Genomic DNA, 24,383 nt, shown 5'->3' on the forward strand with positions numbered 1-24,383 from the left:
GACACCTACGACGGGAGAGGAACCGAGATGGCACTGGACCGGCAACTGGAGGTCCTCGCGGTCTGCGGCGTCGGCATGGGCTCCAGCCTGATGCTCAAGATGACCGCCGAGGACGCGCTGCGCTCGCTCGGCGTGGACGCGCGGGTGGAGAACACCGACGTGTCGACGGCGCGCGGGATGTCGCCCGACGTGGTGATCGGGCAGGGCATGCACACCGAGGAGATCGCCGAGCTGGCGCCCGTGGTGATCACGATCAGCGACTTCCTGGACAAGGAGGGCCTGGAGGCGCGGTTGCGCGAACGCCTGACCGAGCGGGGCTGGCTCTCGTGACGGTCATCGCCGCTCTGGACGGCGTGGCGGCGCACGGCTGGCGGGAGGCCGTCCGGGAGGCGGCCTCCGCGCTGGTCGGCGCGGGCGCGGCGGCCGAGGGCTACCCGGACGCGTGCGTCCGCGTGGTCGAGGAGAACGGCCCGTACATCGTGCTGACCAAGGGCCTGGCGCTCGTCCACGCGCGTCCCGAGGAGGGCGGGCTGGCCGTCGGCGTCGGCGCGGCCCGGCTGGCGGCGCCGGTCGAGTTCGGCCATCCCGACAACGACCCCGTCGACCTGCTGCTCGCCTTCTGCACGCCCGGCGCCGACGCGCACGTCGGCGTCCTGTCCGGGCTGGCGCGCGCGCTGTCCGGCGGCCTGGCCGACCGGCTCCGCGCTGCGTCCGGCCGCGACGGCCTGGCCCGCACCCTGGAGGAGGCACTGCCCGATGCCTGACACCGCCCGGACGGGTTTCCCCGACCGGGTGCGGGCCCTGCTGGACGACCTCGACGCGGCCTCCGGCACGGCGGTCGGCGCCGCCGCCGCGGCCGTCCTGGAGGCGGTCGAGGCCGGCGGGATCGTGCACGTCGCCGGGGCGGGGCATTCGCTCGCCATGGTGTTCGAGACGTTCTACCGGGCCGGGGGCCTCGCGGCCGTCCGGCCGATCTGGGACCCGGGCGTGGTCCCGCTCGGCGACGCGGTGCGCAGTACCCGCGTCGAGCGGGAGGCCGGGGTCGGGCGCGCCGTGGTCGAACGGGCGGCGCCGGCCCCGCCCGACGTGGCGGTGGTGTTCTCCACCAGCGGCCGCAACCCGTACCCGGTCGAGGTCGCGGCGGAGTGCCGGGCACGGGGGGTGCCGGTGATCGCGGTGACGTCGGCGCGGGCGGCGGAGGGCGCGGCGGCGCGGGCGGAGACGACGCTCGCCGACCACGCCGAGATCGTGCTGGACACGCGCGTCCCGCCCGGCGACGTGCTGCATCCGGCGGCGGCGCCGCGCACCGCGGCGGTCTCCACGATCCTCGCCGCGTACGCGTGGTCGCGGGTGCTGGCCGCCCTGGACGACCTCGCGGCGGCGCGCGGGGCGGACCCGCCGCGCTGGACGAGCGCGAACGTCCCCGGCGGCGACGAGGTGAACGCCGCGCTGCTCGCGCGCTACCGGCACCGCGTCCCCGAGCTGACCGGGGATGAATAGCCGGAAACCTGGGCACTTCCCTGTGGCGTTTCACCTATGGCCGGGGTTGCTCCCTGTGACATGATGCGTGGCCACCATCGCACAGAACGAGGAGCGAGATGACGACACGACCGACCGAGGACGACCTTCTGGCGCTGTTCACGCGCGCGGACCTCGGCGGCGACCAGAAGCTCGACCTGATGGAGTTCACGCTCGTGCTGGACGAGCTCGGGCTCGCCTGGACGCGCGCCGAGACGCAGGACAGGTTCGAGAAGGCGGACGGCAACCTCGACGGGTTCATCTCCTACGAGGAGTTCCGCGCCATCCTGGACTCCCAGGGCTGGGCCGGGGGCCCGCTGCCGGCCGCCGGAGCCTGACCCGGCGCCGGCCGGAGCCTGACCGACGACGGAGCCTGACCGACGACGGAGCCTGACCGACGAGGGCCCGCCGGCGCGGCCGGCGGGCCCTGGCGCGTGCCGGGGTCAGACCCGCCGGCCGCGCAGCTCCCGATACCGGCGGACGAGCGCGGCCGTGGACGCGTCGGGCGCCTGCGCGGGCGGCTCCGGCGAGGTGAGCGCGGGCGCGAGGTCCATGGCCATGACCTTGCCGAGTTCGACGCCCCACTGGTCGAAGGAGTCGATGCCCCAGATCGTCCCCTCGACGAACACGACGTGCTCGTAGAGCGCGACGAGGCTGCCGAGGGTCTTCGGGGTGAGCTTCGGGACGAGGATCGTGCTGGTCGGCCGGTTGCCCGGCATGACCTTGTGCGGCACGACCGCGGCGGGCGCGCCCTCGGCGGCGATCTCCTCGGCGGTCTTGCCGAACGCGAGTGCCGACGTCTGCGCCAGCATGTTCGCGGTGAGCAGGTCGTGCATGCCGGCCCGCCCGTCGGCGGCGGGCTCCGCGAACGGCTCGGCGAAGCCGATGAAGTCGGCCGGGACGAGCCGGGTGCCCTGGTGCAGCAGCTGGTAGAAGGCGTGCTGGCCGTTGGTGCCGGGCTCGCCCCAGAAGATCGCGCCGGTCTGCGCGACGACGGGCGCGCCGTCGGCCCGCACGGACTTGCCGTTCGACTCCATCGTGAGCTGCTGCAGGTAGGCGGGGAAGCGCGCCAGCCGCTGGCTGTAGGGCAGCACCGCCCGGGTCTGCGCGCCGAAGAAGTCGGTGTACCAGACGCCGAGCAGGCCCATCAGCACCGGCATGTTCGCCTCGAACGGCGCGGCGCGGAAGTGCTCGTCGATCTCGCGGAAGCCGGCGAGCATCTCGCGGAACGCCTCGCCGCCGATCGCGATCATCAGGGAGAGGCCGATGGCGCCGTCGAAGGAGTACCGGCCGCCGACCCAGTCCCAGAAGCCGAACATGTTGGCGGTGTCGATGCCGAAGTCGGCGACGCGCTCGGCGTTCGTGGAGACGGCGGCGAAGTGCCGGGACACGGCCTTGTCGTCGCCGAGCCGCTCGACGAGCCACCGCCGGGCGGCCCGCGCGTTGGTGAGGGTCTCCAGCGTGCCGAACGTCTTGGAGCTGATCACGAAGAGGGTCTGCTCGGGGTCGAGCCCGGCGAGCGTCCCGACGATGTCGGCGGGGTCGATGTTGGAGACGAAGCGGCAGGCGATCCCGGCGTCGGCGAAGTCGCGGAGGGCCTCGTAGGCCATGGCGGGGCCGAGGTCGGAGCCGCCGATGCCGATGTTGACGACCGTCGTGATGCGCTTGCCGGTGAAGCCGGTCCACTCCCCCGAGCGGACGCGTCCGGCGAAGTCGGTCATCTTGTCCAGGACGGCGTGCACGTCGCCGGCGACGTCCTGGCCGTCCACGGTGAGGGCCTCGCCGGGCGGGAGCCGCAGCGCGGTGTGCAGGACGGCGCGGTCCTCGCTGACGTTGATGTGCTCCCCGGTGAACATCGCCTCGATCCGGGCGCGCAGCCCGGCCCGCTCGGCGAGCGCCACGAGGAGCGCCAGCGTCTCCCCCGTGGCGCGGTGCTTGGAGTAGTCCAGGTGGAGGTCCCCCGCGGTCACCGTCATGCGGTCGACGCGCCCCGGATCGTCCGCGAACAGGTCCCGCAGGTGCCGCCCGGCGAGCGCGGCGTGGTGCTCGGCCAGCGCGGACCATTCAGGCGACTCGGTGATATCTGCCATTGCCTCTCTCATCTCCTCGCGGGGCGGGCGCCGAAGTCCCCCGGGCGCCGTCCCCACGGCGATCATAGGTCGGCCGCGCGCGTGACCGTATCAGTGCCGTCCCCCGCCGCGCAGGCGACCGCCCCGGCCGGCCGCGCCCGCCCGGCGCCCCAGTAGGGTCGCCGCGACGGCGCAGGTTGCAGGAGGGTTCCCATGGGCGATGGCATCACGCGAATGTTCGACCTGGCCCCGCTCGGCGAGGACTCCTTCCAGGCCACCTCGCCGTCGGTGGGGCGGCCGAGGCTGTTCGGCGGGCAGGTCGCGGGGCAGAGCCTGCGCGCCGCCTGCCTGACCGCCGGCGGGCGCCCGCCGCACTCCCTGCACGCCTACTTCATCCGGCCGGGATCGCCGGACGAGCCGCTGACGTTCGACGTGGCCCGCACCCGCGACGGCCGCTCGTTCTCGACCCGGCACGTCACCGCCAGCCAGGGCGGCAAGCCGATCCTGGAGCTGATCGCCTCGTTCCACGACCCGGAGGACGGCTTCGACTGGCAGCCGGACCCGCCGTCGGGCGTGCCGGGCCCGGAGGGGCTGGGCGAGTCGGTGATCCCGTCCTTCCTCAAGCACCCCGCGGGCTTCGACATCCGCGTGGTGGACCCGCCCGGCGGCGACGAGTTCCCGCTGGCGCACCCGTTCTGGGTCCGGGCGTCCGCGCCGGTCGGCGACGACCCCGCCCTGCACGCGTGCCTCATCACCTACCTGTCGGACATGGCGGTGGTCAGCAGCGCCCGCGCGCCCGGCTCGCCGAGGCGACTCGTCACCGCGGTCACGCTGGACCACGCGATGTGGTTCCACCGCCCGCCCCGCGTCGACCAGTGGCTGCTCTACTCGGTGGACCCGGTCACCAACCACGGCGCCCGCGGACTCGCGCGCGGAACGCTCCACACGGCGGACGGGACCCTCCTGGTCTCGGTGGCGCAGGAGGCCCTGCTGCGGCCCGGGTCCTGACGGCCCACGTCGACCAGGCCACCACATCGTTGAGCTGCGGCGTGTTGTTGCTTCAGGCGCGCTCATACCAACAACACGCCGCAGCTCAACGCACTCGGTGAACCTTGGTGGACAGCGCACTAGGCTCGCCTCGGCCGCGGCGGCGGACGGATCACGATCGGGGTGGGGACCGGGTGGGCGAACGGGCGTTCTGGATCGGCACGTACACCGGCGGGGCCGGGCACGGCGCGGGGATCTACCGGGTGACGCGGCGCCCCGACGGGACGCTCGGCGCCCCCGAGCTCGCCGCCGAGGCGGTGTCCCCGTCCTACCTGGCCGCGCATCCGGGCAAGGACGTCCTCTACGCGGTCCACGAGGAGGACGAGGGCGGGGTCGCCGCCTACGAGGCGGCCGGCGGGCGGCTCCGGGAGATCGGCCGGCGGGCGGCCGGGGCCCTCCCCTGCCACCTGTCCGTGACGCCGGACGGCGCGCGGCTGATCGCCGCCGACTACGGGTCCGGGACGGTCCGGGCCTACCCCCTGGCACCGGACGGCGGGTTCGCCGGTGACGCCTCCGTCGCCGCGGGCCACGGCCGGGGGCCCCGCTCCGACCGCCAGGAGGGCCCGCACGCCCACATGTCCGCGCACGCCCCGGACGGGACCGTCCTGACGACCGACCTCGGCGCCGACCTCGTCCGCTCGTTCCGGCTTGAGGGCGGCGCGCTGCGGCTCACCGGGGAGACGCCGCTGCCGGCCGGGTACGGGCCGCGGCACCTGGTCGTCCACCCGGGCGGGTTCGTGCACGTGCTCACCGAACTGGCCGCGGCGGTACTCGTCCTGCGCCCGCTGGACGGGTACGCGGCGCTGGAGGTCGCGGCGGAGTCCCCGGCCACGGCGGGGCCGGCGGGCGACCCTGCCCAGGGCGCGGCCGTCAAGCTCGGCGACGGCGGCCGGTTCGTCTACACCACGATGCGCGGCACGGACGTGGTGACGGCCCACCGGGTCCTGGACGGCGGCGCGGCGCTCCGGCCCGTCGCCGACGTCCCCTCGGGCGGGCACTGGCCGCGCGACCTGCACGTGGACGGCGACGGGATGCACGTCGCGAACGAGCGGAGCGGCACGGTCACGACGTTCCGCATCGGCGGCGACGGCGTCCCGGTGCCGGCGGGGCCGCCGCTGAGCGTCCCGTCGCCGGTGTGCGTGGTCCCCGCCTGACGGGCACCGGCCCGACGGACGCCGGCCTGACGGGCACCGGCCCGACGGGCGTTTCCCGCAGGGGCTCACGGGCACGTCCGGACCAACGGGCCGGACACGCAGGGAGCATCCCGACATGACGACGATCGCCACGACCAACCCCGCGACCGGGGAGATCGAGAAGACCTTCGACGCGCTGACCGACGAGGAGGTCGACCGGCGCGTCGCGCGGGCGGCGGACACGTTCGCCTCGTACCGCGAGACCCGGCTGGAGCAGCGCGCGGAGTGGATGAACGCGGCGGCGGACATCCTCGACCGGGAGGCCGAGCAGATCGGCGCCATGCTGACGACGGAGATGGGCAAGACGCTGAAGGCCGCCGGGGCGGAGGCGCGGAAGTGCGCCCAGGCGTGCCGGTTCTACGCCGCGCACGCGGCGGAGTTCCTGGCCGACCGGCGGCCCGCCGATCCGGGCCGCGTGGGGGCGTCCGACGCCTACGTGCGCTACCGGCCGCTCGGGCCGGTGCTGGCGGTCATGCCCTGGAACTTCCCGCTCTGGCAGGTGATCAGGTTCGCGGCGCCGGGGCTGATGGCGGGGAACGTGGGGCTGCTGAAGCACTCCTCGAACGTCCCGCAGACGGCGCTGTTCCTGGAGGACCTGTTCCGCCGCGCCGGGTTCCCCGAGGGCGCGTTCCAGACACTGCTGATCGGCTCGTCGAAGGTGGAGCGGGTGCTGCGCGACCCGCGGGTGAAGGCGGCGACGCTGACCGGCAGCGAGCCCGCCGGGCGGTCGGTCGCCGCGATCGCCGGGGACGAGGTCAAGCCGACGGTGCTGGAGCTCGGCGGCAGCGACCCGTTCGTGGTGATGCCGTCCGCCGACATCGAGGCCGCGGCCCGCACGGCGGCGGAGTCGCGCTGCCTGAACAACGGGCAGAGCTGCATCTCGGCGAAGCGGTTCATCGCCGACATCGGCTGCGCGGACGAGTTCGAGCGGCTGTTCGTGGAGAGCATGCGCGCGCAGCGGGTCGGCGACCCGATGGACGACTCGACCGACGTCGGTCCCCTCGCCAGCGAGCGGGGCCGCGCCGACGTCGAGGAGCTGGTCGCGGACGCGGTGGGCAAGGGCGCGACCGTGCTGTGCGGCGGGGAGCGGCCGGACGGGCCGGGCTGGTTCTACCCGCCGACCGTGGTCTCCGGCGTCACGCCGGACATGCGCATGTACCACGAGGAGGTCTTCGGGCCGGTCGCGTCGCTGTTCCGGGTCCGCGGGGTGTCGGAGGCGGTGGAGGTCGCGAACGCGACGGGCTTCGGGCTCGGCTCGAACGCCTGGACGCGGGACGACGCCGAGCGGGAGCGGTTCGTCCGCGAGCTGGACGCCGGGCAGGTCTTCATCAACGGCAAGACGACGTCGTATCCGGAGCTGCCGTTCGGCGGGGTGAAGCGCTCCGGGTACGGACGCGAGCTGTCGGCGGACGGCCTGCGCGCCTTCTGCAACGCCAAGACGGTGTGGGTCGGCTGAGCCGCGCCGCGGGCGGCCGCGTCACAGCTCCACGTGCCGTCCGACGCCCGCCGCGCGGGCGCGCTCGACGATGACCGAGGCCGCCGCCGTGTCCTGCACGCCGACGCCGACGCTGTTGTAGAAGACGATGTCGCCGGGCGACTCCCGGCCGGCGGCCAGGCCCGCGACGACGGGTCCGAGCGGCCGCACCTCCTCCGGGCTCAGGTGCCCGGCGCGGACGGCGGCGACGACGGGACCGGCGTGGTCCAGCGCGGTGGGCACGTCGTCCACGACGACGGCGGCGGCGCGGGTGAGGACCTCGTCGTCGACCTCGGCCCGGTCCGGGGCGAAGGACCCGACGCTCAGGACGGTGCAGCCCGGGTCGAGCCAGGCGCCGAAGACGACCGGTTCGGTGCTGGTGGTGGCGGTGACGACGATCTGCGCGCCCTCGACCGCCTCCCGGACCGACGCCGCCCGCTCGACCGGGATCCCCAGCTCGTCCGACAGCCCGGCGGCGACGGTGCACGTGTCGGGGTGGCGGCAGGCCAGGACGACCCCGCTGACCGGGCGGACCGCCGCCATCGCCGGGACGTGCGCGCGGCCCTGGACGCCGCACCCGACGACGGCGAGCCGGGACGCGCCCGGCGCCGCGAGATGGTCGGCGGCGACCGCGCTCGCCGCCGACGTGCGCAGCGTCGTGACGGCCTCCCCCTCGATGATCGCGACGGGCCGCCCGTCGACCGGGTCTTGGGCGGTCACGAGGGCGGCGACGGTGGGCAGCCCGCGCGCCGCGTTGCCCGGGTTGACGCTGCCGAACTTGGCGACGGCGCCGGTGCCGGGCAGCCGGGAGACGTAGCAGAACGCGACGTCGCCGTCCGGGCCGTCCAGCAGCAGCCGCGGCGCGAGCCGCGCCTCCCTGCGGCCGAGCGCGCCGAACGCGGCCCGCTGCGAGGCGATCGCCGCCGGGAGGTCGAACACCGCGCGCACGTCGGCGCCGGAGAGCAGCAGGACATCGGCCATGGGGCGATCTTCGCGAGCGCGGCGCGGCGCTGTCGAGGGGAGAAGGGCAAGCGGTTCTTATCGATCACTACATGAGATGGCATGCTCGCCCGTCTCGACGGCCGGCGCCGGTCAGCCGTGCCTCGGGCGTTTGGCCACCAGGGTCAGCACGTCGTACTTGGCGACCGAGGCGCCCTCCTGGTTGGTGACGTCGGTGTCCCAGCGGACCTCGCCGAAGTCGGCGCCCTCGCGCGGCGTGATCTGCTTGGCGGTGAGGGTGACGGTCAGCTCGTCGCCCGGCTTGACCGGCGTGAGGAACCGCAGCCTCTCCAGCCCGTAGTTGGCGAGGACGGGCCCCGGGGACGGCTCGACGAACAGCCCGGCCGCGAACGACACGACCAGGTAGCCGTGCGCGACGCGCCCGCCGAAGAAGGGGTTCGCCGCGGCGGCCTCCTCGTCGGTGTGGGCGTAGAAGGTGTCGCCGGTGAACTCCGCGAAGTGCTCGACGTCGCCGAGGGTGACCGTGCGGGGGCCGCCGACGGCGGTGTCGCCGACGCGGAGGTCCTCCAGGTGCTTGCGGAACGGGTGCTCGTCGGTGACGGTCCGGTCGGTGCCGGGCACCCAGCGCCCGGTGATGGAGGTCAGCATCGCGGGCCCGGACTGGACGGCGGTGCGGCGCATGTGCTGCACGACCCCGCGGACGCCGCCCATCTCCTCGCCGCCGCCGGCGCGGCCGGGGCCGCCGTGCACGAGCGGCGGCAGCGGCGACCCGTGCCCGGTGGACTCCCCGGCGTCCTCGGCGTTCAGCACGAGCAGCCGCCCGTGCCAGGGCGCGGCGCCGAGGACGACGTCCCGCGCGAAGTCCGGGTCGCCGGTCACCACCGACCCGGCGAGGCTGCCGCGCCCCCGCGCGGCCAGCGCGACCGCCTCCTCGGCGCCCTCGTACGGGAGCAGCGTGCTGACCGGGCCGAACGCCTCCACCTCGTGCGGCTCGGCGCGGGAGGCGTCGTCGGCGCGCAGCAGGACCGGCGAGAGGAACGCGCCGCGCTCGGCGTCCGCGCCGACGACGTCGACGCGCCCGGGGTCGCCGAAGACGGCGCGGCCGGCGTCCATGAGCGCCTTCAGCGAGCGCCGCACCTCCTCGCGCTGGCCGAGGGTGGCGAGGGGGCCCATCCGCACCGCCGGGTCGGCCGGGTTCCCGACCGTGACCTCCGCCAGCCGGTCGCGGACGGCCTCGGCGACGTCGTCCATGAGCGCGGCGGGCACGAGGGCGCGGCGGATCGCCGTGCACTTCTGGCCCGCCTTCACGGTCATCTCCGTGACGAGCTGCCCGACGTAGAGGTCGAACTCCCTCGTGCCGGGCACGGCGTCGGGGCCGAGGACCGAGCAGTTCAGCGAGTCGGCCTCGGCGTTGAAGCGCACCGCGTTCGCGACGATCGCCGGGTGGGTGCGCAGCAGCCGGGCCGTGGACGCCGACCCGGTGAAGGCGACGATGTCCTGCTCGGTGAGGTGGTCGAGCAGGTCGCGGGGGTCGCCGCAGACCATCTGCACGGTGCCCTCGGGGAGGATGCCCGACTCGACGATCAGCTCGACCAGCCGGGCCGTCAGGTAGGCGGTCTGGCTCGCCGGCTTGATCAGGCTCGGCACCCCGGCGAGGAACGCGGGCGCGAGCTTCTCCAGCGGCCCCCACACCGGGAAGTTGAACGCGTTGATCTGCACCGCGACGCCCCGCGCCGGCGTGCACAGGTGCTGCCCGACGAACGTCCCGCCCTTGCCGAGCGGCTCGACGTCCCCCTCGATCAGCACCCGGTCGTTGGGCAGCTCCCGCTTCCCCTTGCCGGCATAGCCGAACAGGACCCCGATGCCGCCGTCGACGTCGAACCTCGCGTCGTCCAGCGTCGCGCCCGTCCGGGCCGACAGCGCGTAGAGCTCCTCGCGGTGCTCCCTCAGATGAGAGGCAAGCGCTTTCAGCAGCGCCGCGCGCTGGTGGAACGTCAGCTCCCGCAGCACCGGGCCGCCGGCCGCCCGCCCGTACTCCAGCGCGGCGCGCATGTCGACCCCCGCCGAGGAGATCCGGGCGACCTCCTCCCCCGTGACGGCGTCGGGCAACGGCACGCCCGCGTCCGCGGGGGCACGCCATGAACCCGACACGTAACTGCGCAGCACGACCACCGGGACCTCCTCGTCCATATCTCCTGAGTCTTCTTGCCACTTTCGGGCCCCGTTCACGCCTCGCAGAGATGACAGCCGGCGGACGCTCCGTTTGTGTACTCCTGGGCGGTGTCAGGTGAATCAGCGGGCTTCACTACGCTGCGGGCATGCTGCCGCGCACCCGTGCCATCGCCGAGTTCACCGCGCTCCGGGCCGCCGTCCGCGCCGGGATGATCGGCCCGATGCCGCCGCGGGCCCTCGCCGCCACGGCCCGGGCGATGCGCGCCTACGGTCCGCTCGGCGCCGCCACCGCCCTGCCCGCGCACCGCTTCCCCGGCCGGACCGGCCTCGTCGACGACCGCGGGAGCCTCACGTTCGGCGAGCTGGAGCGCCGCTGCAACGCCCTGGCCAACGCACTCCTGGCCCGCGGTGTCGGCGCCGGCGGGACGGTCGGCGTCCTCTGCCGCAACCACCGCGGCCTCCTGGAGGGGATGTCGGGGGCGGCCAAGACGGGGGCGTCCGTCCTGTTCCTGAACACCGACTTCGCCGCGCCGCAGCTCCGCGACGCCGTACAGCGCGAAGGCGTCACCGCCCTGCTGCACGACGACGAGTTCACCCCGATCGTGGACGGCCTGGACCTCCCGCGCTTCACCGAGTCCGACATGGACGGCCTCATCGCCGGCGCGGACGACGCGCCGCCGCCCGCGCCGCCCCGGCACGGGTCCATGGTGATCCTCACCAGCGGCACGTCGGGACGCCCGAAGGGCGCGCCGCGCGCGCAGCCGCGGTCGCTGGCGCTGCCGGGCGGCATCCTGTCGAAGGTGCCGTTCCGCGGCGGCGAGGCGATGTTCGTCGGACCGCCCCTGTTCCACGGCCTCGGCCTCACCTCCGCCCTCCTCGCGCTGAGCCTCGGGTCGACGCTCGTCCTGCGCCGCCGCTTCGACGCCGCACGGGTGCTGGACGACCTGGAGGAGCACCGCTGCACGTCGTTCGTCGCCGTCCCGGTGATGCTGAGCCGGATCCTGGCCACGCCCGGCCTGGAGTCCCGCGACCTGTCCCGGCTCACGGTCGTCATGACGGGCGGGGCGCGGCTCGACGGCGCGCTCGGCGGCCGCGCGCTGGCGGCGTTCGGCCCGGTCCTCTACAACTTCTACGGCTCGACCGAGGCATCCTGCATCACGATCGCCACCCCGGACGACCTGGCCGCCGCCCCCGGCTGCGTCGGCCGCCCGCCCGCCGGCACGACCGTCGCGGTCCTCGGCGACGACGACCGCCCCGTCCCGCCCGGCGCCACCGGCCGGATCTTCGTCGACACCCCGGCCCGGTTCGGCGGCTACACCGGCGGGGGCGGCAAGGAGGAGGTCGGCGGCCTGATGGCGGTCGGCGACCTCGGCCACCTCGACGCGGCCGGCCGCCTGCACGTCGACGGGCGCGCCGACGACATGATCGTGTCCGGCGGCGAGAACGTCCACCCGGGCGAGGTCGAGGACCTCCTCGCCGCCCACCCGGCCATCGCCGAGGCCACCGTCGCCGGCGTCCCCGACGAGGAGTTCGGCCAGCGCCTCCGCGCCTACGTCGTGGCGCGCGGCCTCACCGAGGACGACGTGAAGAAGCACGTCGCGGCGAACCTCGCCCGCCACAAGGTCCCCCGCGACGTGGTCTTCCTCGACGCCCTCCCCCGCAACCCGGCCGGCAAGGTCGTCAAGAACGCCCTCCCCGGCGCCGGCTCCCCGTCCGCGTGAGCGCGGCATCAGCCGCGCGAAGGGCCGGGCGATCGCGGCCGTCTTCTTCACCGCTTTCTGCCTGCTCGCCCTTGTCCCGGAAGTGCGCCTGCAGAGCAACGGAGCGGAGGCCGACGCCGTCGCCGTGGCGGTGGCTTCGCGATCTGGGCCTACCGGGTCCGGCGCAGGGGCAGGGCTCGATGAACCAGCCCCCCACCTGCGGCGCCGCGCCTCACGCCCCTGCGGCACCGGTGTGACACCGGAGGCGTTCCGGTGAAAGAGTGGTGGACGGCGGCGCCCCCGGTGGCGGCCGCCTTTCCCTTGACGGCGGGGTCACCACGGAGGACATCCCGATGACTTATGCGGCGGACGCCGAGCGGTACGAGCGGATCCCCTACCGGCGGTGCGGGCGCAGCGGGCTGCGGCTCCCGGCGATCTCGCTGGGGCTGTGGCACAACTTCGGCGACGACCGCCCGATCGACGTCCAGCGGGCCATCCTGCGGCGCGCGTTCGACCTCGGCGTGACGCACTTCGACCTGGCCAACAACTACGGGCCGCCGTACGGGTCCGCGGAGGTCAACTTCGGCCGGATCCTGCGCGAGGACTTCGCGCCGTACCGGGACGAGCTCGTCATCTCGACGAAGGCCGGGTACGACATGTGGCCGGGCCCCTACGGTGAGTGGGGGTCGCGCAAGTACCTGCTCTCCAGCCTCGACCAGTCGCTGCGGCGGATGGGCGTCGACTACGTCGACATCTTCTACAGCCACCGGTTCGACCCGGAGACGCCGCTGGAGGAGACGATGGGGGCGCTGGACCGGGCCGTCCGGTCCGGGAAGGCCCTGTACGCGGGCATCTCGTCGTACTCCCCGGAGCGGACGGCGGAGGCCGCGGCCATCCTGCGGGAGATGGGGACGCCGCTGCTGATCCACCAGCCGTCCTACTCGATGCTCAACCGCTGGATCGAGGGCGGGCTCCTCGACACGCTCGGCGCGGAGGGCGTCGGCTGCATCGCGTTCTCGCCGCTCGCGCAGGGGATGCTGACCGACAAGTACCTCGACGGCATCCCGGAGGGGTCGCGGGCCAGCAAGGGCACGTCGTTCGCCTCCAGCCTGCTCACCGAGGAGAACCTGCGGCACGTCCGGACGCTCGGCGAGATCGCGAAGGGGCGCGGGCAGTCGCTCGCGCAGCTCGCGCTGGCCTGGTCGCTGCGGGACGGCCGGGTCACCTCCGCGCTGATCGGCGCGAGCAGCGTCCGGCAGCTGGAGGAGAACCTCGCGGCCCTGGACCGGCTCGACTTCACCGCCGACGAGCTCGCCGCGATCGACCGGGACGCGGTCGAGGCGGGCATCAACATCTGGGCGGCCTCCAGCGCCGGCTGATCACCTGTGCATCGACGGGGCGTGACCGGGCACGACCAGCGCATGGAGGAGATGACGCTGCGGAGCGCCGCTTTCCGCGATCACGCGCTGATGCCGTCGGAGTACTCGCACGACAGCGGGGACCTCTCGCCCCCGCTGGAGTGGTCGCCGGCCCCCGAGGAGGTGGTGGAGCTCGCCTTGGCCTGCGAGGACCCGGACGCGCCCGCCGGCACGTTCGCGCACTGGCTGCTCGCCGGCATCGACCCGGCGACCACCGGGCTGGACGCCGGGGAGCGTCCGGCGGAGGCCGCCGCCGGACGCAACGACTACGGCACCGAGGGGTACGGCGGGCCGAAGCCGCCGCCCGGCGACGGCCCGCACCGGTACTTCTTCCGGCTCTACGGGCTGTCGGAGCCGTCCGGGCTCCGCGACGGGTTCACCGCGGAGGACCTGCGCGACGCGATCGACGAGAAGATCGTGGCGTCCGGGACGCTCGTCGGCACGTTCGCGAGGTGATCCCGTGGGCGACCCCGAGCGGCGCGAGCCCGGACGGCCCGAGTCCGAGCCCCCCGAGACGGAGCGGCCCGAAGCGGGACGGCCCGAAGCGGGACGGCCCGGATTCGAGCCGTACGGGCCCGGCTGGCACGGCCCCGGCTCGCGCGGGCCCTACCCGCAGGAGCAGCCGCGCGGCAGCGAGCCGCTGAACGCGCGCAGCCCGCTGCGGCTGCGCGCGGTCCTGTCGGCGGTCGCGCTGGTCGCCGCGGTCGCCGCCGCGATCGTGTTCGCGGTGGGCGCGGAGGGGGACGGGTCGTGGGCGGCGGCCGCGATCTGCGCGGCCGTCGCCGTCATCGCGGCGGCCGACCTGGTCGTGATCGCGAGGCGCGCCCGGCACTGACCGCCGCCGGCCGGCCGGCACGGGCCCGGACCGTCAGTGGCGGTGGTCCGCGGCGGCGTTCTCGGGATGGGCGAGGAGCCAGCCGATCCGCTCCCCGCTCTCCTCGTCGATGGGCGTGTAGGTGACCAGCCGCGCGCCCGGCGCGGCGCTGACGTCGAGGTGCATGGTCCGGGTCCGGATCTCCCCGGCGGCGTGGTGCCGGAACACCTTGGTGCTCGACCCCGCCAGCGCGACCTCGTGGGACGCCCACAGCCGCGCGAACTCGGGGCTGACGGCCTGCAGGCGCCGCACGATGTCCTTCCAGCCCGGCTCGTCCAGATGCCGGCTGTAGCGGTGCCGGAACATCGCGACGAGCTCGGGCGCCGTCTCCGCCAGGTTCGCGACCGGGTTGCAGCACGGCGGCAGCGTGAACGCCATCCACATCGAGTTCCGCTCGCACGGCCGCGCGTGCTCGACGACGGGGAAGATCGCGGAGTAGGCGTCGTTCCAGGCGAGAATGTCGCAGCGGCCGTTGGCGACCGACGCGGGCAGGGGGCTGAGCGCGTCCAGGACCGTCTGGACGTCCTCGGGCAGGTGGTCGGCCCGCTCCTCCACCGCGGCGTCGGGGACGTCGGCGAGCCGGTACAGGTGCTCGCGTTCGGCGCCGTCCAGCCGCAGGGTGCGCGCCACCGCGTCCAGCACCTGCGTGCTCGCGTTGATCGGACGGCCCTGCTCCAGCCACGTGTACCAGGTCACGCCGACCCCGGCGAGCTGTGCGACCTCCTCGCGGCGCAGCCCCGGCGTGCGGCGCCGCAGGCCCGGCGGCATCCCCACGTCGTCGGGCGTGATCCGTTCGCGCCGGCTGCGCAGGAACGCGGCCAGCTCGGTGCGGCGGCGCGGCCCCGTCCCGCTCCGGCCCGCGGGCCCTCCGGCGGTGGTCTGCGCACTGCTCATCGTCACTCCCCCAGCCTGCATCCCGCCGGCGGCGGCTTCCAGGTGCTGTCAGTACCCGTATCGGCAGGCTCTCGTTACGGGTACCGGCGTCGCCGCACGCTTGGGCACATGACACAGACAACCGAACTGCGCGGGATCGTTCCCGGACGGGGGGCGCGGAACGGACCCGGCGGCCTCCTGCTGGCCGTCATCCTGCTCGGCCAGTTCATGGGCATCCTCGACACGAGCATCGTCAACGTCGCGCTGCCGACCATGCGCGCGGACCTGCACGCCTCCGCGGCGGGCCTGCAGCTCGTCGTGGCGGGCTACATCGTCTCCTACGCCGTCCTGCTGATCACCGGCGCGCGGCTCGGCGCGCTCGCCGGCCACCGCCGCATGTTCCATCTCGGCCTCGCCGGGTTCACGGTGGCGTCGCTGGCGTGCGGGCTGGCGCCGTCCATCGGCCTCCTGGTCGTGTTCCGCTTCGCGCAGGGCGCCGCCGCCGCGCTGCTGACGCCGCAGGTCATGTCGATGATCCAGCGGGACTTCGGCGGCGCCGCCCGGGCCCGCGCGCTCAGCCTGTACTCGGCCGTGATCGCGGGCGGCATCGTGGCCGGGCAGGCGGCCGGTGGGCTGCTGGTCAGCGCCGACCTGTTCGGCACCGGATGGCGGACGGTGTTCCTCGTCAACGTGCCGATCGGGATCGCGCTGCTGGCCGCCGGGCCGCGCGTGCTGCCCCGCGACGAGGAGCCGCCCCGCGCCGGGGGCCTGCGCCGGCAGCTGGACCTGCCGGGGCTGCTGGCGCTCGCCGCCGCGGTGCTGCTGTTCGTCGTCCCGCTGATCATGGGGCACGAGCTGGGCTGGCCGCTGTGGGGCTGGGCGTCACTGGCCGCGAGCGGCGTCCTCCTCGCCCTGTTCGTCGCCGTGGAGCGCCGCGTCGCCGCCGCCGGCGGGCGTCCGCTGATCTCGGCGCGGGTGCTGCGGGCGCCGCTGCTCGTGCCGGCCTGCGTCGCGATCGTGTTCGGGCCGGGCAGCTGGGCGTCGTTCCTGTTCACCACCACCCTGCACCTGCAGGGCGAGCTGCGGATGTCGCCGCTGGAGTCGGGCCTCGCGTTCGTTCCGTGCGTGACGGCGTTCGCGCTCGTCGGGCTGAACTGGCAGCGGCTCCCGGCGCGCTGGCACCGCCCGGTGATCCCGGCCGGGTTCGCGGTCGCCGCGGCCGGCTACCTGTGCGTCGGCCCGCTCGCCGGCGGCGGCGCGGCCTACGAGGCGCTCACCGTGGTGATCGGGCTGGGGCTCGGCGTGATGCCGATCATCATGACGACCGCGCTGCGGCACGTCCCCGCCGCGGACGCCGCCGACGCCAGCGGGCTGCTCCTGACGCTGATGCAGCTCGCCCAGGTGATCGGCATCGCCACCGCCGGCACGCTGTTCCTCGGCCTGGCCGAAGCCAGCGGCTCCACCCGGCACGCCGAGTACGGCACCGGCTGGGCGCTCGCCGCCGCGACCCTGGTCGGCGCCCTGTGCGCGCTGTTCCTCGCCCGCGGCCGGAGCGCCGCCCCGGCCTGACCGCTCAGCGCCCCGCCGCTCAGTACTCCGCCAGCCGGGCGCGGGCCGCCTCGACGGCGGGCGGCAGCGTGCGCCGCTCGCGGGCCACCCAGCCGAGCCCGGCGGCGGCCTCGGCGAGCGCCCCGGCGGTGACGCGGTCGCGCGGCAGCGTGCGCAGCAGCCGCGCGGTGCGGCGGACGGCGACCGGCAGCGGGCGGCGCAGCCAGGTGGACCACAGCGTGTTGCGGATGCCGTGGCGGCGCCGCAGGTGCGGCTCGCGGAGCCGGGACGGCTCGTGGTGCACGACGACGTCCTCGGCGTAGCAGAGCTGCCAGCCGAGCGCCATCAGGTCGGCGCTGAGCAGTTCCTCCTCGCCGCCGAGCCACAGCCGGGCGGAGAATCCGCCGGCCGCGCGGAACGCCTCCGTCCTGACCATCGAGGCCCCGGCGAGGAACGAGCCGAGCGCGGGGCCCGGCAGCCACGGCGGCCCGGGGACGGGCGAGTGCCGCAGCTCCGGGACGATCGGGTCCTCGCGCCCGCCGGGCTCGACCAGGATCCGGCCGGTGACGACCGCGAGCCGGGGGTGCGCGTCGAGCAGGTCGGCGGCGCGGGACGGGGCGTCCGGGTCCCACCAGGTGTCGTCGTCGCAGAACGCGATGTAGGGGGTGCGGACGTGGTCGGCCGCGACGTTGCGGCCGACCGCGCCCAGATTGGCCGGCGACCGGATCAGCGCGGCCTCGGGGAACCGCGCGGCGACGGCGTCGGCGGTCCCGTCCCGTGAGGCGTTGTCCACCACGATCACCGGGGCCGCCTCGGTCAGGGTCCGCGTGCGCGCGAGGGCGGCGAGCAGTCCGTCCCGGCGGTTCCGGGTGATGACGACGACGGTGAAGCGCATGGAACGGCGACTACCCGGCCTAAAGCCCTCTATGTGCGCACAACCTGCTCTACCTGGCACTTCGTCCACTCGGCGACCTTTCTGACTTGAGCGTTTAGGTCCACCGTTATCGGCAATGTCGAAATCACCTGTAGGGGATTCGCTCCCGCAAGACCGCCGAACGCCGATGCCTGCGACGAAGCCATCGGCCCCCACTCACCGAACGCTGCGCCGAAACGGGGCTCACATGCGCGTGCTCGGAATCAACGCGATCTTCCACGACCCGGCCGCCGCGCTGGTCGTCGACGGCGGGATCGTCGCGGCCGCGGAGGAGGAACGCTTCAGCCGCCGCAAGCACGGCAAGCGGCCGGTTCCGTTCGCCGGCTGGGAACTGCCGGAGGCGGCCGCCCGCTGGTGCCTGGAGGAGGCCGGGCTGGAGCCCGGCGACCTCGACGCCGTCGCCTACTCCTACGACCCCGCCCTCGTCGAGCCCGGCCTGGACGGGCACGACCGGCAGTGGGAGCGGCTCCGCACCCTGTACGCGCAGCGGGCGCCGAACTTCCTGGCGACGGCGCTGCCGGGGCTCGACCCGGGGATCGTCCGGTACGTCCCGCACCACGTGGCGCACGCCGCGTCCGCAGCGCTCGCCGCGCCCGGGCCAGGCGACGGCGACGTCCTGGTCCTGGACGGCCGGGGCGAGTCGCACTCGCACCTGGCCGGGACGTACGAGGACGGCGTCCTGACCCCCCTGCGTTCCCAGCGCCTCCCGCACTCGCTCGGGCTCATGTACGAGGACCTCACCGAGCACCTCGGCTTCCTGCGCTCCAGCGACGAGTACAAGGTGATGGCGCTCGCGTCCTACGGGGAGCCGCGGTTCCTGGACGAGCTGCGCGAGCACGTCCGCGCGACCGGCGACGGCGGCTTCGAGGTCGCCGCGATCGACTGGGGCTCGCTCGCCAAGGCCCGCGGGGCGGGCGGCGAGTGGACCCGCGACCACGCCGACCTCGCCGACCTCGCCGCCAGCGTCCAGGCCCGCCTCGAGGAGGTGCTGCTGGACCTCGCGGCCTGGCTGCACGGCCAGACCGGCTCCCGCCGGCTGATGCTCGCCGGCGGCGTCGCCCTCAACTGCGTCGCCAACTCCCGGCTGGCCGAGGCCGGCCCCTACGGCGACATCTGGGTGCAGCCCGCGGCGGGCGACGCCGGCACGGCGCTCGGCGCCGCGCTCCACCTCGCGCGGGACGGCGGCGACCCGCTCACCGGCATGCCCGGCGCCGACCTCGGCCGGCGGTGGGACGACCGGGCGATCGCCGAGCGGCTCGCCACCGCCCGGATCCCGTACGAGCGGCCGGACGACCTGGCCGCCACCGTCGCCGAGGCCCTCGCCCGCAACGAGATCGTGGCCTGGTTCCAGGGCCGCTCGGAGTTCGGGCCGCGCGCGCTCGGGCACCGCTCCCTGCTCGCCCACCCCGGCCACGCCGGCAACGTGGAGCGGCTCAACGACGTCAAGGGCCGCGAGCAGTTCCGGCCGATCGCGCCGATGGTGGCGCTGGAGCACGCGCCCGGCGTCTTCGAGGGCCCGATGCCGAGCCCGTACATGCTGTTCGTCCACCGCGTCCGGCCGGAGTGGCGCGCCCGCATCCCCGCGGTCGTGCACGTCGACGGCACCGCCCGCGTCCAGACCGTGGCGGCGGGCGACGAGCCGCTCGTGGCGCGCCTGCTGGCGGAGTTCCACCGCCGGACCGGCCTCCCGGTCCTCGTCAACACCAGCCTGAACACCGCCGGCCGCCCGATGGCCGACGACCCGCGCGACGCGCTGGAGTGCTTCGGCTCCGCGCCGGTCGACCTGCTCGCCATCGGGCCGTTCACGGTGCGCCGCCGGGAGGTGCCCGCTTGCTGAGCTACACGGTCGTCGTGCCCACCGTCGGCCGGGAGAGCCTGCGCGCCCTGCTGCACGCGCTGCTCGCCGGGCTGGACGCGGACCCCGGTCCCGGGCCGCACGAGATCATCGTCGTGGACGACCGGCCCGCGCCCGGCGCGCCGCTGCCGCTGCCGCCGTCGGCGGGGCCGGAGATCCGGGTCATCCGGTCCGGGGGCCGCGGGCCCGCGGCCGCGCGGAACGCGGGCTGGCGCGCCGCCGCGACCGAGTGGGTCGCGTTCCTGGACGACGACGTCGAGCCCGGGCCCGGGTGGCCCGCGCGGCTCGCCGCCGACCTCGCGGACCTGCCGCCCTCGGTCGGCGGATCGCAGGGCCGCGTCACCGTCCCGCCGCCGGACGGCCGCCGGCCGACCGACCGGGAGCGGAACACGGCCGGGCTCGCGAGCGCCGACTGGATCACCGCCGACATGGCCTACCGGCGCGGCGTCCTCGCCGAGCTGGGCGGCTTCGACGAGCGCTTCCGCCGCGCCTACCGCGAGGACGCGGACCTGGCGCTGCGCGCCCTGGACGCCGGCCACGGCCTCGTCCTCGGCGACCGGCGGATCACGCATCCCGTCCGGCCCGCCGGGTTCTGGGCGTCGCTGCGGGCGCAGGCCGGGAACGCCGACGACGTCCTCATGTGGCGGGTGCACGGGCCCGCCTGGCGCGCCCGCGCCGGCGAGGGCCGCGGCCTGCTCCGCCGGCACGCGCTCACCACCGCCGCCGCGCTCCTCGCGGTCGCGGCCGCCCCGAGGAGCCGGGCCGCCGCCGCGGCCTCCGCGGGCATGTGGGCGGCGCTCACCGCGCGGTTCGCCTGGGAGCGGATCCGGCCCGGCCCGAGGACTCCCGGAGAGGTGACGACGATGCTGGCCACCAGTGCCGCCATCCCGCCCGCCGCGATCTGGTACCGGGCGCGGGGCCTGGCCGCCCACCGCCGGGCGCGGAGCTGGGGCGGGCCCCGGGTCGTGCTCTTCGACCGCGACGACACGCTGATCAGGGACGTGCCCTACAACGGGGACCCGGCGCGGGTCGAGCCGATGCCGGGCGCGCGCCGCGCCCTCGACCGGCTCCGGAGCCACGGCGTCCGGATCGGGGTCGTGTCCAACCAGTCCGGGGTGGCCAAGGGACGCATCGGCGCCGGGGACGTGCGGCGCGTCAACGCCCGCGTCGAGGAGCTGCTCGGGCGCGTCGACGTGTGGGAGTTCTGCCCGCACGACGACGGCGAGGGCTGCGGGTGCCGCAAACCGGAGCCCGGCATGATCGAGCGGGCCGCGGAGCGGCTCGGGGTGCTGCCGTCCGACTGCGCCGTCATCGGCGACGTCGGCGGCGACATCGAGGCCGCCGCCGCGGCGGGGGCGCGCGGCATCCTCGTCCCGACCGGGCGGACCCGGCCGGTGGAGATCGCGCGGGCGCCGGAGACGGCGCCGACGCTGGACGCCGCCGTCGATCTCGTCCTCGGCGGGAGGCGGCGCCGATGAGGGTCCTCGTCGCACGCCAGGACAACCTCGGCGACGTGCTGCTCGCCGGCCCCGCGGTGCGGGCCGTGGCCGGGCGCGCCGACGAGGTCGCGGTGCTGTGCGGGCCGCGCGGGCGCGCCGCCGCCGGCCTGCTGCCCGGCGTCGACCGCGTCATCGAGTGGCGCGCCCCCTGGATCGACCCCGACCACGTGCCCGTCGAGCAGGCCGAGATCGACCGGATCGTCCGCGAGCTGCGCGGCTTCGACCGGGCGCTGATCCTGACCTCGTTCCACCAGTCGCCGCTGCCGCTCGCACTGCTGCTGCGGCTCGCCGGGACGCCCTGGATCGGCGGCATCAGCGAGGACTACCCGGGTTCGCTGCTCGACCTGCGGCACCGGCCCGACACCGACGTCCCCGAGCCGCTGCGGATGCTCGCGCTCGCGGAGGACGCCGGGTTCCCGTCCCCGGCCGACACGCGGCTGCGCGTCCGGGAGCCGCTGCCCAACACCGACCACCTCACCGGCGGGCCCGGCTACGTCGTGGTGCATCCCGGGACGTCGGTGCCCGCGCGCGCCTGGCCGCCTGGCCGCTGCGCCGAGGCCGTCCGGCTGCTGCGCGCCGCGGGCCGCCGGGTCGTCGTCACCGGCCACGCGGACGAGAAGGAGCTGACCGCGCTCGTCGCCGGCGAGGACGGCCTCGACCTCGGCGGGCGCACGTCCCTGCCGGAGCTGGCGTCCGTGCTGGCGGGCGCGTCCGCCGTCGTCGCGGGCAACACCGGACCCGCGCACCTGGCGGCGGCGGTCGGGACGCCGGTCGTGTCGCTGTTCGCGCCGACCGTGCCGGCCGCCCGGTGGGCGCCGTTCGGCGTCCCGCTGGCGCTGCTCGGCGACCAGCGGGCGCCCTGCAAGGACAGCCGCGCCCGCGAGTGCCCGGTCGACGGCCACCCCTGCCTGTCGTCCGTCACCGCCGACGAGGTCGCCGCGGCCGTCGAGATCGTGGCGTCGGAGGAGGTGCCCGCGCGATGAGAGTCCTGATGTGGCACGTGCACGGCTCGTGGGCGACGTCGTTCGTCCACGGCCCGCAGACCACGCTCGTCCCGGCGACCCCGGACCGCGGACCGGACGGCCGGGGGCGCCCGGACACCTTCACCTGGCCCGACCGGGCGGTCGAGGTGGCCCCCGGGCGGCTCCGCGACGAGGACGTGGACGTCGTCGTCCTGCAGCGCCCGCACGAGCTGCGGCTGGCCGAGGAATGGCTCGGCCGCCGCCCCGGCCGCGACGTCCCGGCCGTCTACGTCGAGCACGACACGCCGCGCCGCACCCCGTCCGACGCGGGCCTCCCCGAGGAGGTCGTGCCCGACAGCCGGCACCTCCTGCACGACCGCTCCGACATCCCGGTCGTGCATGTCACCCACTTCAACCGGCTGTTCTGGAATTGCGGCCGCGCCCCGACCACGGTCATCGAGCACGGCGTCGTCGACCCCGGCTACCGGTGCACCGCGGACATGCCGCGCGCCGGCGTCGTCATCAACGACCCGATCCGGCGCGGCCGCGTCGCCGGGACCGACCTGCTCGCCGAGCTCGCGTCGGCCGTCCCCCTCGACCTGTTCGGCATGAACGTCGCCGGCGTCCCCGGGCGCCTCGGCATCCCCCCGGAGTCGCTCTGGACGTTCGAGGACCTGCCGCAGGCGAGGATGCACGAGGAGCTCGCCCGGCGCCGCGTCTACGTCCACCCCTACCGGTGGACCTCCCTCGGTCTCGCGCTGATCGAGGCCATGATGCTCGGACTGCCGGTGGTGGCGCTCGCCACCACCGAGGCGGTCGAGGCAGTGCCGCCGGAGGCCGGGGTGCTGTCCACGCGGGTCGCCGCCCTGGCGGAGACCGCGCGGGCCCTGGCCGCCGACCCGCCGCGTGCCCGCCAGATGGGCAAGGAGGCGCGGGCCCACGCCGTCGACCGGTACGGGCTGCCGCGTTTCCTGCGCGACTGGCGGCGGACTCTCCAGGAGGTAACGCGATGAGGATTGCCATGATCTCCGAGCACGCCAGTCCCCTCGCCGCCAGGGGCGGCCCCGCCGGCAAGGGCCTGGGCGGGGCGGACGGCGGCGGGCAGAACGTGTTCGTCGCGGAACTGGCCACCGAGCTCGGCCGCCAGGGGCACTACGTCACGGTCTACACGCGCCGGGACGCGCCCGCCCTCCCGCACCGGGTGCGGCTCGCGCCCGGCGTGACCGTCGAGCACGTCCCGGCCGGGCCGCCCGAGCGCATCGCCAAGGACGACCTGCTGCCCTGGATGCACGACTTCGGGACGTACCTGGGGCGGCGCTGGGCCGCCGAGCCGCCCGACGTCGCGCACGCCCACTTCTGGATGAGCGGCCTCGCCGCGATCCAGGCCGGGCAGGCGGCGGGGTCGCGGCGCGTGCCCGTGGTGCAGACCTTCCACGCCCTCGGCACCGTGAAGCGCCGCCACCAGGGCGGCAAGGACACGAGCCCCGCGTCGCGCGTCCGGCTGGAACGCGCGATCGGGCGCGGCGCCGACGCCGTCATCGCCACCTGCTCCGACGAGACCGCCGAACTGGCGGCGATGGGCGTCGACCGCGACCGGGTCCGGGTGGTGCCGTGCGGGGTCGACCTGGCCCTGTTCACCCCCGCCGGCGCCCCCGCCGCGGGGGGCGGGGAGCCGCACCGGCTCGTGGTGCTGTCCCGGCTGGTCGAGCGCAAGGGCGTCGACACCGCCATCCGGGCGCTCGCGCACCTGCCGGACGCCGAGCTGGCCGTCGCCGGCGGGCCGCCGCGCGGCGACCTCGGCGGCGACCCGGAGGCGCGCCGGCTGCGGCAGGTCGCCCGGGACGCCGGCGTCGCCGGGCGGGTGGAGTTCCTCGGCCGGCTCGGCCGCGAGGACGTGCCGCCGCTGCTGCGGTCGGCGAGCCTCGTGGTCGCCCTCCCGTGGTACGAGCCGTTCGGCATGGTGCCGCTGGAGGCGATGGCCTGCGGCGTGCCCGTGGTGGCGAGCGCCGTCGGCGGGCACCTCGACACGGTCATGGACGGCGTCACCGGCGCGCTCGTCCCGCCGCGCGACCCGGAGGCGGCCGCCCGCACGATCCGGGCGCTGCTGGACGACCCGGCGAAACGCGCCGCGATGGGGTTCGCGGCGGGCGGCCGGGCCCGCGAGCGCTACTCGTGGGCGCACGTCGCCGCCGGGACCGCCGAGGTCTACCGGCACGCCGCCGCCCTGAGCGAGGTGGCCGCGTGACCGCGCGGACCGGGACCCGGACCAGGACGTCCACCGTCCACG

Annotated in this window: 22 protein-coding genes; 17 read left to right on the forward strand and 5 right to left on the reverse strand. The window is 75.6% G+C overall.

Annotated elements, in window-relative coordinates:
- Positions 1 to 27 precede the first annotated feature (27 nt).
- The 4 genes from SM611_RS33015 to SM611_RS33030 all read left to right on the forward strand — a co-directional run bounded on the left by SM611_RS33015 (position 28) and on the right by SM611_RS33030 (position 1,856).
- A complete protein-coding gene (locus SM611_RS33015) occupies positions 28 to 330 on the forward strand; it encodes a PTS sugar transporter subunit IIB (protein ID WP_371954254.1) in 303 nt (100 codons plus the stop codon).
- Positions 327 to 764 carry a PTS sugar transporter subunit IIA gene (locus SM611_RS33020; RefSeq protein WP_371954255.1) on the forward strand — a complete coding sequence of 146 codons (438 nt, stop codon included), beginning with the start codon at positions 327 to 329 and terminating at the stop codon, positions 762 to 764. The genes SM611_RS33015 and SM611_RS33020 overlap by 4 nt, the downstream gene beginning before the upstream one ends.
- Positions 757 to 1,500, forward strand: coding sequence for a sugar isomerase domain-containing protein (locus SM611_RS33025; protein ID WP_371954256.1), 744 nt, complete (start codon positions 757 to 759; stop codon positions 1,498 to 1,500). The genes SM611_RS33020 and SM611_RS33025 overlap by 8 nt, the downstream gene beginning before the upstream one ends.
- 98 nt (positions 1,501 to 1,598) lie before the next feature.
- Positions 1,599 to 1,856, forward strand: coding sequence for an EF-hand domain-containing protein (locus tag SM611_RS33030; protein WP_371954257.1), 258 nt, complete (start codon positions 1,599 to 1,601; stop codon positions 1,854 to 1,856).
- 105 nt (positions 1,857 to 1,961) lie between these two features.
- Here the strand turns inward: SM611_RS33030 and pgi are convergent, their stop codons facing one another.
- Positions 1,962 to 3,608 (reverse strand): glucose-6-phosphate isomerase, encoded by a 1,647-nt coding sequence (pgi, locus tag SM611_RS33035; protein ID WP_371954258.1) that lies wholly within the window; start codon positions 3,606 to 3,608, stop codon positions 1,962 to 1,964.
- Positions 3,609 to 3,800: 192 nt separating this feature from the next.
- Between pgi and SM611_RS33040 the strand changes: the two genes are divergently transcribed.
- The 3 genes from SM611_RS33040 to SM611_RS33050 all read left to right on the forward strand — a co-directional run bounded on the left by SM611_RS33040 (position 3,801) and on the right by SM611_RS33050 (position 7,283).
- The gene (locus tag SM611_RS33040) at positions 3,801 to 4,595 is read left to right on the forward strand and encodes an acyl-CoA thioesterase (RefSeq protein ID WP_371954259.1); all 795 of its coding nucleotides are present in this window, start codon (positions 3,801 to 3,803) and stop codon (positions 4,593 to 4,595) included.
- A 173-nt stretch (positions 4,596 to 4,768) separates the two neighbouring features.
- The gene (locus SM611_RS33045) at positions 4,769 to 5,788 is read left to right on the forward strand and encodes a lactonase family protein (RefSeq protein ID WP_371954260.1); all 1,020 of its coding nucleotides are present in this window, start codon (positions 4,769 to 4,771) and stop codon (positions 5,786 to 5,788) included.
- A gap of 115 nt (positions 5,789 to 5,903) precedes the next feature.
- A complete protein-coding gene (locus SM611_RS33050) occupies positions 5,904 to 7,283 on the forward strand; it encodes an NADP-dependent succinic semialdehyde dehydrogenase (protein ID WP_371954261.1) in 1,380 nt (459 codons plus the stop codon).
- 21 nt (positions 7,284 to 7,304) lie between these two features.
- Here SM611_RS33050 and SM611_RS33055 read toward each other — a convergent pair whose 3' ends face one another.
- Both SM611_RS33055 and paaZ read right to left on the reverse strand, forming a co-directional pair.
- Entirely contained in the window at positions 7,305 to 8,282 is a 978-nt protein-coding gene (locus SM611_RS33055; RefSeq protein ID WP_371954262.1) for an ornithine cyclodeaminase family protein, read from the reverse strand.
- Positions 8,283 to 8,393: 111 nt separating this feature from the next.
- A complete protein-coding gene (gene paaZ / locus SM611_RS33060) occupies positions 8,394 to 10,451 on the reverse strand; it encodes a phenylacetic acid degradation bifunctional protein PaaZ (protein ID WP_371954263.1) in 2,058 nt (685 codons plus the stop codon).
- 128 nt (positions 10,452 to 10,579) lie between these two features.
- Between paaZ and SM611_RS33065 the strand changes: the two genes are divergently transcribed.
- The 4 genes from SM611_RS33065 to SM611_RS33080 all read left to right on the forward strand — a co-directional run bounded on the left by SM611_RS33065 (position 10,580) and on the right by SM611_RS33080 (position 14,386).
- Positions 10,580 to 12,154 carry an AMP-binding protein gene (locus SM611_RS33065; RefSeq protein WP_371954264.1) on the forward strand — a complete coding sequence of 525 codons (1,575 nt, stop codon included), beginning with the start codon at positions 10,580 to 10,582 and terminating at the stop codon, positions 12,152 to 12,154.
- Positions 12,155 to 12,486: 332 nt separating this feature from the next.
- A complete protein-coding gene (mgrA, locus tag SM611_RS33070) occupies positions 12,487 to 13,512 on the forward strand; it encodes an L-glyceraldehyde 3-phosphate reductase (RefSeq protein ID WP_371954265.1) in 1,026 nt (341 codons plus the stop codon).
- Between the two features lie 21 nt (positions 13,513 to 13,533).
- Positions 13,534 to 14,007 (forward strand): YbhB/YbcL family Raf kinase inhibitor-like protein, encoded by a 474-nt coding sequence (locus tag SM611_RS33075; protein WP_371954266.1) that lies wholly within the window; start codon positions 13,534 to 13,536, stop codon positions 14,005 to 14,007.
- Between the two features lie 4 nt (positions 14,008 to 14,011).
- A complete protein-coding gene (locus SM611_RS33080; protein WP_371954267.1) occupies positions 14,012 to 14,386 on the forward strand; it encodes a DUF6343 family protein in 375 nt (124 codons plus the stop codon).
- A 33-nt stretch (positions 14,387 to 14,419) separates the two neighbouring features.
- Here SM611_RS33080 and SM611_RS33085 read toward each other — a convergent pair whose 3' ends face one another.
- A complete protein-coding gene (locus SM611_RS33085; RefSeq protein WP_371954268.1) occupies positions 14,420 to 15,319 on the reverse strand; it encodes a helix-turn-helix transcriptional regulator in 900 nt (299 codons plus the stop codon).
- A gap of 108 nt (positions 15,320 to 15,427) precedes the next feature.
- On the opposite strand from SM611_RS33085, the gene SM611_RS33090 reads away from it, so the two are divergent.
- On the forward strand, positions 15,428 to 16,867 hold the full coding sequence (locus SM611_RS33090; RefSeq protein ID WP_371954269.1) for an MFS transporter: 1,440 nt from the start codon (positions 15,428 to 15,430) through the stop codon (positions 16,865 to 16,867).
- A 19-nt stretch (positions 16,868 to 16,886) separates the two neighbouring features.
- Here the strand turns inward: SM611_RS33090 and SM611_RS33095 are convergent, their stop codons facing one another.
- Positions 16,887 to 17,741, reverse strand: coding sequence for a glycosyltransferase family 2 protein (locus tag SM611_RS33095; protein ID WP_371954270.1), 855 nt, complete (start codon positions 17,739 to 17,741; stop codon positions 16,887 to 16,889).
- A 226-nt stretch (positions 17,742 to 17,967) separates the two neighbouring features.
- Here SM611_RS33095 and SM611_RS33100 point away from each other — a divergent pair, with 226 nt between their 5' ends.
- From SM611_RS33100 to SM611_RS33120, 5 genes are read left to right on the forward strand one after another with little or no spacing between them, the layout of a single operon-like run.
- On the forward strand, positions 17,968 to 19,617 hold the full coding sequence (locus tag SM611_RS33100; RefSeq protein WP_371954271.1) for a carbamoyltransferase family protein: 1,650 nt from the start codon (positions 17,968 to 17,970) through the stop codon (positions 19,615 to 19,617).
- Complete coding sequence (locus SM611_RS33105; protein ID WP_371954272.1) at positions 19,611 to 21,113, forward strand: HAD-IIIA family hydrolase; 1,503 nt, start codon at positions 19,611 to 19,613, stop codon at positions 21,111 to 21,113. The genes SM611_RS33100 and SM611_RS33105 overlap by 7 nt, the downstream gene beginning before the upstream one ends.
- Positions 21,110 to 22,117, forward strand: a complete 1,008-nt coding sequence (locus tag SM611_RS33110) for a glycosyltransferase family 9 protein (protein ID WP_371954273.1) — start codon at positions 21,110 to 21,112, stop codon at positions 22,115 to 22,117. Before SM611_RS33105 ends, SM611_RS33110 begins: the two co-directional genes overlap by 4 nt.
- Positions 22,114 to 23,109 carry a glycosyltransferase family 4 protein gene (locus SM611_RS33115; RefSeq protein ID WP_371954274.1) on the forward strand — a complete coding sequence of 332 codons (996 nt, stop codon included), beginning with the start codon at positions 22,114 to 22,116 and terminating at the stop codon, positions 23,107 to 23,109. Before SM611_RS33110 ends, SM611_RS33115 begins: the two co-directional genes overlap by 4 nt.
- Complete coding sequence (locus tag SM611_RS33120) at positions 23,106 to 24,341, forward strand: glycosyltransferase (RefSeq protein ID WP_371954275.1); 1,236 nt, start codon at positions 23,106 to 23,108, stop codon at positions 24,339 to 24,341. Before SM611_RS33115 ends, SM611_RS33120 begins: the two co-directional genes overlap by 4 nt.
- Positions 24,342 to 24,383: the final 42 nt, after the last annotated feature.

The sequence above is a fragment of the Actinomadura monticuli genome (assembly GCF_041463655.1).
Taxonomy (GTDB): Bacteria; Actinomycetota; Actinomycetes; order Streptosporangiales; family Streptosporangiaceae; genus Spirillospora; species Spirillospora monticuli.